Annotated in this window: 2 protein-coding genes and 2 pseudogenes; all 4 read left to right on the top strand. The window is 52.7% G+C overall.

The window, feature by feature from the left end; genetic code table 11:
- Positions 1-3: 3 nt before the first annotated feature.
- Positions 4-2,472, top strand: a pseudogene (locus tag HF324_RS33960) (condensation domain-containing protein); the annotation flags it as partial.
- 9 nt (positions 2,473-2,481) lie between these two features.
- Positions 2,482-3,858, top strand: a pseudogene (locus tag HF324_RS33955) (amino acid adenylation domain-containing protein); the annotation flags it as partial.
- Complete coding sequence (locus tag HF324_RS33950) at positions 3,844-8,112, top strand: non-ribosomal peptide synthetase (protein WP_445080196.1); 4,269 nt, start codon at positions 3,844-3,846, stop codon at positions 8,110-8,112. The pseudogene HF324_RS33955 and the gene HF324_RS33950, both read left to right, overlap by 15 nt.
- Positions 8,113-8,175: 63 nt before the next feature.
- Positions 8,176-10,557, top strand: coding sequence for an ABC transporter permease (locus tag HF324_RS18345; RefSeq protein WP_168860466.1), 2,382 nt, complete (start codon positions 8,176-8,178; stop codon positions 10,555-10,557).
- Positions 10,558-10,567: the final 10 nt, after the last annotated feature.

Raw genomic sequence — 10,567 nt, 5'->3', positions numbered from 1 at the left:
GCTATGAAAGAATTCCTGGTAAAACTGAAAAAGGAGAACATACACCTGAGCCTGGACAATGGTGATATCTCCGTAAAGTACCTGTCGGAACATATTGACACTGCGCTGATTCAGGAGATACGGGCGAAGAAAAAAGACCTGGTGGACTATCTCTCCGCGCAGCACAAAAACGGCTTCTCCGGCATCATGCCGGTAGCGCTGCAACCCGACTATCCGGCCTCTGCTGCCCAGAAGCGTTTGTGGATCGTAAGCCAGGCAGATGACGCCAGCGTTGCATACAACGTGCCGCTGATCTGCAATTTTAATGGAACGCTGGACGTTGCGTCACTCGAAGCCGCTTTCAGGCAACTGATCAGCCGGCACGAAATATTACGGACTGCCTTCCACGAAAACGGGAACGGGGAGTTACGCCAGCGCATATACGCCGATGGGGCTCAACGTTTTCGTCTGGGCAGATGGGACTTGCGGGACAGGGTACAGCCGGAAACAGCTGCCCGGCAAAAGGTGGAAGAGATTACCCGGCGGCTTTTTACCCTTACCGAAGGGCCGCTGCTCACCGCCGATCTGCTGCAGATAGACACTCGCCGTTATGTGCTGGTGTGCGTAATGCACCACATTATCAGCGATGGCTGGTCCACCGGTGTGATGATGGGAGAGCTGATGGCATCCTATCATGCGTTTACCAACGGGGAAGACCCGGCGCCCGCTCCGCTGCGGATACAATACAAGGACTTCGCCGTCTGGCAGGAGTCTGAGCTCAGCGGCGAAAAACTGGCTGCCCACCGCCGGTACTGGCTGCAGCAATTTGATGGTCCCTTGCCGCTGCTGGATTTGGCATCGGACAGGCAGCGGCCGGTGGTGAAAACCTATAACGGCGCGGTGGTCAGCCGGGAGATAAATGCGCCGCTGTTCCAGGTCTTTAAAAAATTGTTACAGCAGGAGGGGGCTACCTTGTTCATGGGACTCACCGCCTTACTGAAAGCCCTCCTATACCGTTACACAGGCCAGGAGGATATCATTATCGGCAGCCCGGTGGCTGGCCGTGATCACATCGATCTGGAAGAACAGATCGGTTTTTATGTCAACATGCTGGCATTACGTACCCGCCTGTCCGGAGAAGATACTTACCGTATCCTGCTCAGAAAAGTAAAACAAATCACGCTGGGAGCCTATGAACACCAGGTATATCCTTTTGACGCGCTGGTCAGCGAGGTGTATACTAAAATGGAACCCGGAAGACATCCGCTTTTTGACGTGGTACTGGCATTACAGAATATGAACGATGCCAGCCGGCAGGAACGGCCGGCGGCTTCGGGTGACCTGTCAATAAGCCCTTACAGTAGCTCCGCGCGTGTGGTAAGCCTTTTTGACCTGCGCATCGACTGCCGCGAAGCGGATGACCGGCTGCTTTTTCTGATAGAGTACAACACGGATATTTACGACGGCGACCGCATTGAGCGGATGGCCGATAATCTCACGGGCATGATGCAGGCGGTGGTGAACGCACCTGATGCTCTGCTGTGCCGCCTGTCTTACCTCGATGCTGCTGAACTGAAAATGCTGACAGGCAATGTGAACGCAGCCACCTACCCGACGGAAGAAACGATGGTGAGTCTTTTTGAAGCACAGGCAGACCGCACTCCCCACGCCGTGGCAGTAGCGCTCGGTGAACAGTCGCTGACCTACCGGCAACTGGACGAATATGCCAACAGGATTGCTCACTTTCTGATACGGACCACAGCCCTGCAACGGGAGGAAGGCGTGGCGGTCATCCTCAACAGAACGCCGGATTGCATTGCGGCCTTATTGGGCATACTGAAAGCCGGCGGCATGTATATTCCGATGGAAGCGGACCTGCCGGAAGATCGCCTGAAATTTATGTTGCGCGACGCCGGCGTGCGGGTACTGATAACGGAAAAATCATTTCTCGAAACAGCCAATCGTTTACAGTGGGCCTGTAGCCGCCTGGAAGCTTATTGCTGCCTCGACAGCAACGATTTATACCAGGAGAAAGAACAGCAGGAAAATGTGATGATGGCCCGCGAGCTGTGGGACCACGTAGGGGACAGCGCTGTTGACCAGATCACCGGCGGCGGATGGGGTAATAGTTTTACCGGTGGTCCTATTTCCGCTCTGGAGATGGAGGAATATTCCATGAACGCATACCTTAAACTTAAACCGCTGCTGCATAAAGACATGCGGGTGCTGGAAATAGGATGTTCCTCCGGGTTGACACTGTGCAAGGTGGCGCCTGAAGTAGGCTTTTATTACGGAACAGACCTGTCACCCGTGATTATCGGCAATGCACAGCAGATGGTGGTTGAAAGGGAGATGACCAACGTACAGCTGCAGGCAGTGGTAGCGCATGATATCGGGAATATCAGCGAACGCGGCTTCGACCTGGTGATCATCAATAGTGTTATTCAACACTTCCATGGCCACAACTACCTGAGAAATGTGCTTAGCCAGGCGGCCTCCCTGATGAAGGATACCGGCTGGATATTCATTGGCGACGTGATGGATGCGGACCGGAAAGAGAACCTGGTGGCCGATCTGCTGGCGTTCAAGGCGGCAAATAAAAACACCGGTAGTCAAACGAAAACAGATTTTTCGGCTGACCTGTTCATTGCAAGAGGTTTCCTGGAAGACCTGGTTACAGAAGCGAATCCGCTGAAAGCCGTAGCGATCACCGATAAAATCTGCACCGTCGAAAATGAACTCACCAGGTACCGCTATGATGCGTTGCTGACAGTAGATAAAACTTCGCCGTCTGCGCCAGGCATTAAAAGAAATAAATGGCAGTACAGCAATACCGTACTGGCGGAACAGCCATCTACAAGGCCGGCATTGCCGCTGTCACCCGGCAACCTGGCCTACCTGATTTATACGTCAGGTACTACCGGCCAGCCGAAAGGCGTACAGGTGCAACATGATAACGTGGTACGGCTGTTCATGACCGACCCGGCGCTGTTTGATTTTAACGAAACTGATGTCTGGACGATGTTCCATTCCTATAGTTTCGATTTCTCTGTATGGGAAATGTATGGTGCGCTGTTCTTTGGCGGCAAACTGATATTGGTGCCGAAAGCAGTGGCGCAGGATGCTGCCGCTTATCTGCAGCTGCTGTCGGAGCAGCAGGTGACAGTGCTCAATCAAACGCCATCGGCTTTCTACAACCTGTCAGCCGAGATATTGCATACTGCCGGCCTTTCACTGCCATTGCGGTATGTCATTTTTGGCGGTGAGGCGTTGAACCCGGGAAAACTGGAGAACTTTCACGCCGCCTGGCCGGCGGTAAGGCTGATCAATATGTACGGCATCACTGAAACAACCGTACACGTTACATACAAGGAAATTACATCCGCCGCCATCAGGCTGGGCATCAGCAATATCGGGAAACCCATCCCCACGCTGAGCTGCTACGTGCTGGATGCCAACGGCGAGTTACTGCCGGTGGGCGTCCCGGGCGAATTGTACGTAGGCGGTGCAGGCGTGGCCAGGGGATACCTCAACAGGGAAGCGCTGACAGCGCAACGTTTTTTGCCGGATACGTTTGCCGGCAACGGACGTTTATACCGGTCAGGCGACAAGGTGAAGCTGTTGCCCGACGGTGAAATAGAATACCTGGGCAGGATGGACCATCAGGTGAAGATCCGTGGTTACCGCATTGAAACAGGAGAGATAGAAGCCTGTCTGCTGAAACAGGAGCAGATAGACAAAGTGAAGGTGGTTGCCCGTCAGGACCGCGATGGCGGCAAGTATCTCGTAGCCTATTTCACCGGCGACGCGGAAACAAATGTCAAGGAGCTGAGAAGCGCACTGGAAAAGTTGTTGCCGCTCTATATGGTGCCTTCCTTCTTTGTGCAGATAGCCGAATTTCCGCTGACACGCAACGGGAAAACAGATGTCAGCCGGTTGCCGGACCCCCTGTCGCCAGTCATACAGGAAACGGCAGGATATATCGCGCCTGCCAATGAGACGGAGCGGCTGCTGGCGGCAATGTGGGAAGATATTTTAGGCAGGGAGCGCATCAGCATGGAAGATAATTTCTTCGAGCTCGGAGGACACAGCCTGAAGGCCATGCAGTTAAAAAGCCGCATCCGCAAGGAGATGGGCCGGCAAATTGCATTGAAGGAACTGTTTAGTCACAACACCGTGCGAAGCCTGGCACGGCTGCTGGAAAATAATTTTCATTCAGACGAAGACGTTAGTATTCCCCGCATGCCGGAGCAGGAGAGCTACCCTGCAAGTTACTCCCAGCGCCGTTTCTGGGCGCTGTGCCAGTTGGCCGAAAGTGCTACGGCATACAACATGTCGGATGCGCTTTTCCTGGAAGGGCATCTGGACCTCGCGGCGCTGCAGCAGGCCCTTCACTGGGAAATACAACGGCATGAAAGCCTCCGCACGGTGTTCGGCCAGGATGATGCCGGCGATGTAAGGCAATATATTCTGCCGGCAGAGGAAGCGACCTGTCCGATAGCTTACATGGATATCAGTCATCATCCCGACCCGGACGCAGTGCTCCGCCGCCTTTATGAAACAGACCAGGCCACTCTTTTTGACCTGACGGCAGAATTGCTGATCAGGATAAGAGTGGTGAAGGTGAAAGAGCATCTCCATGCGATCTTCTGCCTGATGCATCACATTATCTGCGATGGCTGGTCCATGGAAATACTGGCAGGAGAACTGGGAGAAGCCTATAATTGTTTCGCGGCCGGACAAGCGCCTGCGTGGCCGCCGCTGGAAATCCAATACAGGGATTATGCCGCCTGGAAAAACAAACAACAGCCGGCTGAAAATGAAGCATACTGGCTGCAGCAGTTCACCGGCGAAATACCGGTGCTGTCGTTGCCGTCGGACTATCCCAGGCCGGCGTTAAAAACGTATAAGGGCAACAGTATCGAGCGGAAACTACCGTCAGAAGTGGTCAATGTGCTCAGGAGTTTTTGCAACAGGGAGGACGCCACGCTCTTTATGGGACTGCTCGCCGGTTTGAACGCGCTGTTTTACCGGTATACCGGACAGGAAGACCTGGTAGTGGGAACGCCTATCGCCGGAAGGGAACATCATCAGCTGGAAAACCAGGTGGGGCTATACCTGAACACACTTGCGCTCCGGACACAGTTTAGCGGAGACGATTCTTTTCAGGCCTTGCTGGCCAGGGTGAAAAACGTATTGCTGGGCGGTTACAGCCACGGTACCTTCCCGTTTGACCAGCTGGTTGAAAAACTGCAGCTGGGAAAAGACCCTGGCCGTTCCCCGCTTTTTGATGTGTGCATGGTGTTGCAAAACCAGCGGAGCACTAATCTCAGTGCGGCTTACCGTGGAATGAAAGGGTTGGCGATGGTCCCCTTCGCCGCTGCCGGTGGACAGACTACCAGCCAGTTTGATCTGTTGTTTAATTTCAATGAAAAAAACGATGAGCTGCACCTGCTGCTGAATTACAGTACAGACCTGTTCTCCGAAGAAACCATCTGCCGGTTCTATGATCATTTTGTTCAGTTGCTGAAGGCGGTGACCGCTGCGCCGCAGCAACCGCTCTGTAAGGTCAACTACCTCAGACCTTCGGAAATACAGCAATTGATCGAAGGCTTTAATGCAACAGAACAGGACTTTCCCGCTACTACTATAACAGCTTTGATTGAAGCGCAGGTGGCCGCCCGCCCGCAGGACCCTGCGGTGGTGTACGGCGACAGCACGCTGACCTATGCAGCCCTGCATCAACGGGTGGTGGCGCTGGCTGTCCGCCTGCAGGAAGATCACCATCTGAAACGCGGAGACATTGCCGCGTTGATCATGGACCGCTCGGAATATATGATCATCACCTTACTGGCATTGCTTCGGATGGGAGTGGCCTATGTGCCGATAGATCCGGATTATCCCGAACAGCGGCGCCGGTATATGCTGAGTCATTCCAATGCAGCGGTGGTGCTGACAGATGAAGCATATCGTGAAGCGCTCTCCGGGTATCCGTTGGTGGTAGTATCCGCGGTAGCCGGCGATAGGGAGGAAACAGCGCTCCCGGCGGCGGTAGCACAGCCGGAAGATATGGCTTACGTGATATTTACGTCCGGCTCTACCGGTCAGCCCAAGGGGTGTATGATCTCCCACAGCAACCTCGCCAATTACATACAGTGGGCCAACGGATTTTATTTTGATGGGGCAGATACCGGCAACTGGGCGCTTATTACGCCGCTGGCGTTTGATTTAACGGTTACCGCTATCTATACGGCGCTGACGAGAGGAAAGACACTGTACATCGGTGACCGGGGAAAAGATATCAGGCAGTTGCTGGAGGACTGTTTCCGCCATCCGGGGATCGATACCCTGAAATTAACGCCATCGCATGTATCTCTTTTACAGGGGCTCGACCTCAGAGACACGGCGATCAGAACGGTCATTTGTGGCGGTGAACAGCTGACGGCCGCCCAGGTGGCGATATTGAAAACTATTCATCCCGACATCAGCGTGTATAACGAATACGGGCCTACGGAGACAACGGTAGGTTGTGTAGCCTGCCTGGCCGGTACCGGCAGAAGCATTCTGCCTATCGGCAAACCGGCGGCCAATACCGTCATCTATATCCTGGATGCTGCAGGCATGCCCTGTCCACCGGGGGTATACGGAGAAATGTATATCGGTGGCGCCGGCGTAGGCATGGGATATCTGCACGACCCGGACCAAACGAAGGCGAAATTCGTTCCTGATATTTTCAGGCCGGGGGAACGGGTGTATCGTTCGGGGGACATCGCCAAATGGTTGCCCGATGGCGATCTGGTGTTCGCCGGAAGAAAAGACAACCAGGTCAAGATAAACGGCTACCGGATTGAAACGGAAGATATTGAACAGGTGATACTCCGGCAACCGGGCATTACCGCCGCAGCCGTGATCCCGGGGAAAACAGTTGCCGGAACAGAACAATTCCTGTCGGCCTACTACGTGGCGCCAGAAAGCCTGCAGCCGGATATGCTGATGGCTGCCCTGCAATGCCAGCTGCCGGTGTATATGCTTCCCCGTTATATCACCAGGCTGGACGCGCTGCCTGTTACGCTGCATGGTAAACTGGACACCGCCTCCCTTCCGGACCCCCGCATGACGGGCCTGGCAGGACACCGGTACGTTGCGCCGGCAGATGAAACGGAAGCGCAACTGGTCACAATATGGGAAACGGTACTTGAAAGGAAAGGAATTGGCATACATGATAACTTCTTTGAACTGGGAGGAAACAGTTTAAACGTGCTCCGTTTAAGCGCGGCCATTAAAAGGACCATAGGCGTGGACGTTAGCCTGCGGGACATCCTGACATATCCAACCATCGCGCAGTTACGCCGGACCAGGTTTACAGGACAGGATTCCCCGGGAGGCCCGTCGGGCATGCATCTGGCCAACGGGCCCAAAAACCGGGCGAGGAAAAACATGTTCTTCGTGCCGCCGGCTTCCGGAATCTCGTACTGGTATACGGACCTGCTGCAGGCCCTGCAGCAGGATGTGAACGGCTTTTTCCTGAATCTCCGGGGAGTTTTTGATAACGGCCTGCCATATACGTCGATAGATGAACTCATCGGGGAGTGGCTCGGACTTATACTCACGGAAGCCGGGCCCGGCGAGCCGGTTTTCCTGGCCGGATATTCCAGCGGCGGCCCTATAGCCACGATACTGGCGTCATTACTGGAGGCCAGGGGATACAGGCCGGTGCTGTTTTTGCTGGATGCCGTTCCCAAGGATGTGTACCATGAGACGCTCACCGACAGGGAACAATTTGTCTCCACTATCTTCCCGGATGTGGACCGTTTCAGCCGCCTGGCAGAAACCGTGGCGATAACCGCTGATCAGGCTGCTGTGGGCAGGTTCCTGGACATGGCGTTTAATTTCCATTGCCTGTGGCCCGGCTTCAAACAGCCGGACATCACCTGTTCAGCCAGCGCTTTTGTATTTGTAAGTCCTCCTCAGCAAAATGATCTGTCCGGATTTCATCAATGGAGAAATTATATCAAAGGAGAACTGCAATATATTATGCTGGAAGATGGCGAACATATGCAGCTCCTGCAATACAAAGGAAATATTGATTGCATGGCAGCCTGTATCAGAAAAGCGCTCGAATTTTTTGGGTGATTTTTTACGGAAAAACACTATTTTGTAATACTATTATTTGTTAATTTCTATAAAGCCCTTGATATGTTCAGGTATAACCTTCAAGTGATCCTCCGAACTTTCAAACGTTTCAGATCCACGTTTATCATTAATCTGATCGGACTTTCCACGGGGTTGGCCGGTGCGTTGCTGATTTATTTATGGGTACTCGACGAACTTCACTTCGATAAATTCCATCAGCTGGACAGCCGTCTTTACCAGGTGATGATCAATGAAAAAAATGGCGATAAGGTTGTCACTACAGAAGGTACCGGCGGTACCGTGGGCGACCGTTTGCTCAAACAGGTGCCGGAAGTGGAAAAGTCCATTACCACGGCGCCGGCCGACTGGTTTCAGAAATTTAATATCACGTTCAACGATAATACAGTCAGTGCAAAAGGCAATTTCGTAGGCAGCGATTATTTTAACGTATTTTCCTATAAGCTGATACAGGGCGATAAAAACGAGGTGCTGAACAATCCCGGTAATGTGGTGGTGTCCAGGCATCTGGCCGAGAAGCTTTTCCAGAGCGCTGAAAACGCTATTGGCAAAGTGTTGCAGTGGAAATGGCAGGCGTTTTCCAAACCCTGTACTATTACCGGCGTTTACGAAGACATGCCGCATAACTCCACCTACCGTTTCGATTTTATGTTGCCGTTTTCCGCGTGGAAGCAGATCATGCCGGCAACAGAAGAACAGGTAACGACTACAGGGCCGTTCACCACGTTCGTGGTGTTGAAGGAAGGTGCAGATCCGGAACGGTTTAACAGCAAAATGGCCGGCTTCCTGGAAAGCAACTATAAAGACGTTAACTCAAAAATGTTTATCCGGAAATATTCGGATGCCTACCTGCATGGAAAATATGATAACGGTATACAGGTAGGAGGCCGGATAGAGTATGTAAGGCTGTTTTCACTGATAGCGATATTCATCCTGTTGATCGCCTGCATTAACTTTATGAACCTCTCCACCGCCAGGGCATCTACCAGAATGAAGGAAATAGGGGTGAGAAAGGCATTGGGCGCCAGCAGATACAGGCTGATCTCCCAGTTTATGGGCGAGTCCATACTCATCGCTTTTATCTCCATGTTGCTGGCAATATTGATGGTGCTGCTGATACTGCCGCAATTCAACATCATGAGCGGCAAACACCTGACATTGCAACTGGATTTACAGCTGTTGCTGATGATCATCGGTATCACCCTTTTCACCGGTATCGTCTCCGGCAGCTATCCCGCGCTTTATCTCTCAGGATTTGATCCGGTGGCCACGCTCAAGGGCAAGCTGATCAGTACTTCCCTGGGAGAACTTTGGGCCAGAAGAGGACTGGTGATTTTTCAGTTCACCATCTCCGTGGTGTTCATCGTGGCGGTGATCATCTTCTACAACCAGATCCGGTTCATACAATCAAAAAACCTTGGCTATAACAAAGACAACGTTATCTATTTTGAAATGGAAGGGAGGGCCATGGAGGGCAAAGACGCTTTCCTGGCTGAACTGAAAGGTGTTAACGGAATTGAAAATGCTTCCAGCATCCAGCAAAAAATTCTCATGCCCAGCTTTATGCCCAGCTCTAATGTGCAGTGGGACGGCAAAAACGACGATAACCGCATCCGGTTTTTTGAACTGCCTGTAAACTACGGTCTGATTGAAACGCTGGGTATACAGATGGCGGAAGGACGCGCCTTCTCCAGAGACTATGGTACCGATACCTCGGGCGTGGTGCTGAACCAGGCGGCGGTGAAAATTATGGGGCTGCAGGACCCGGTGGGAAAGACCATCTACATCCAGAAAAAAGCGACACGTGTCCTGGGTGTTGCTAAAAACTTCCACTTCAATTCATTGCACGAAGAAATAAAACCGTTCATATTCAGGCTGTCGCCGGATGAAACCATGCTCGTGATGGCCCGGCTGAAACGGGGCGACGAAACCGCTACCATTCAGCGCGTAACGGATTTTTACCGCCAGTACAACCCCGGTTATTCCTTTGAATTTAAATTCCTGGACAACGACTTTCAGCAACAGTATGCCGCTGAAAGGCTGGTGTCCGACCTGTCGAAGTATTTCGCCATCCTGGCGATCGTTATTTCCTGCCTGGGCCTGTTTGGTCTTGCTGCCTTCACCGCTGAAAGAAGGATTAAAGAGATAGCGATCCGGAAAGTGATGGGGGCCACAGAGGGAAATATCATTTACCTGCTGAGTGCCGATTTTATGCGTATCCTCCTGATATCTATCCTGATAGCTATTCCTGCCAGTTATTTCTTTACCCGAAGCTGGCTGAATGATTTCGCTTACAGGATCACCCTGAGCCCGTGGTATTTTGTGGGAGCAGCCTGTGTGGCCATCGTCACTGCATGGCTTACCATTGGCCTGCAAACCATCAAAGCCGCCAGGGTCAACCCGCTGGAGTGTATGAGAGACGCCTGACCGATAAACT

It is taken from the genome of Chitinophaga oryzae, from assembly GCF_012516375.2.
GTDB lineage: Bacteria > Bacteroidota > Bacteroidia > Chitinophagales > Chitinophagaceae > Chitinophaga > Chitinophaga oryzae.
The sequence above is the reverse complement of the archived record's forward strand: the minus strand, read 5'-3'. Positions and strand labels throughout refer to the sequence as shown.

Coding starts and splice junctions, on each gene's coding strand:
- HF324_RS18345 (WP_168860466.1), top strand. CDS start 8,176: ATGTTCAGGTATAACCTTCAAGTGATCCTCCGAACTTTCAAACGTTTC.
- HF324_RS33950 (WP_445080196.1), top strand. CDS start 3,844: ATGGTGCCTTCCTTCTTTGTGCAGATAGCCGAATTTCCGCTGACACGC.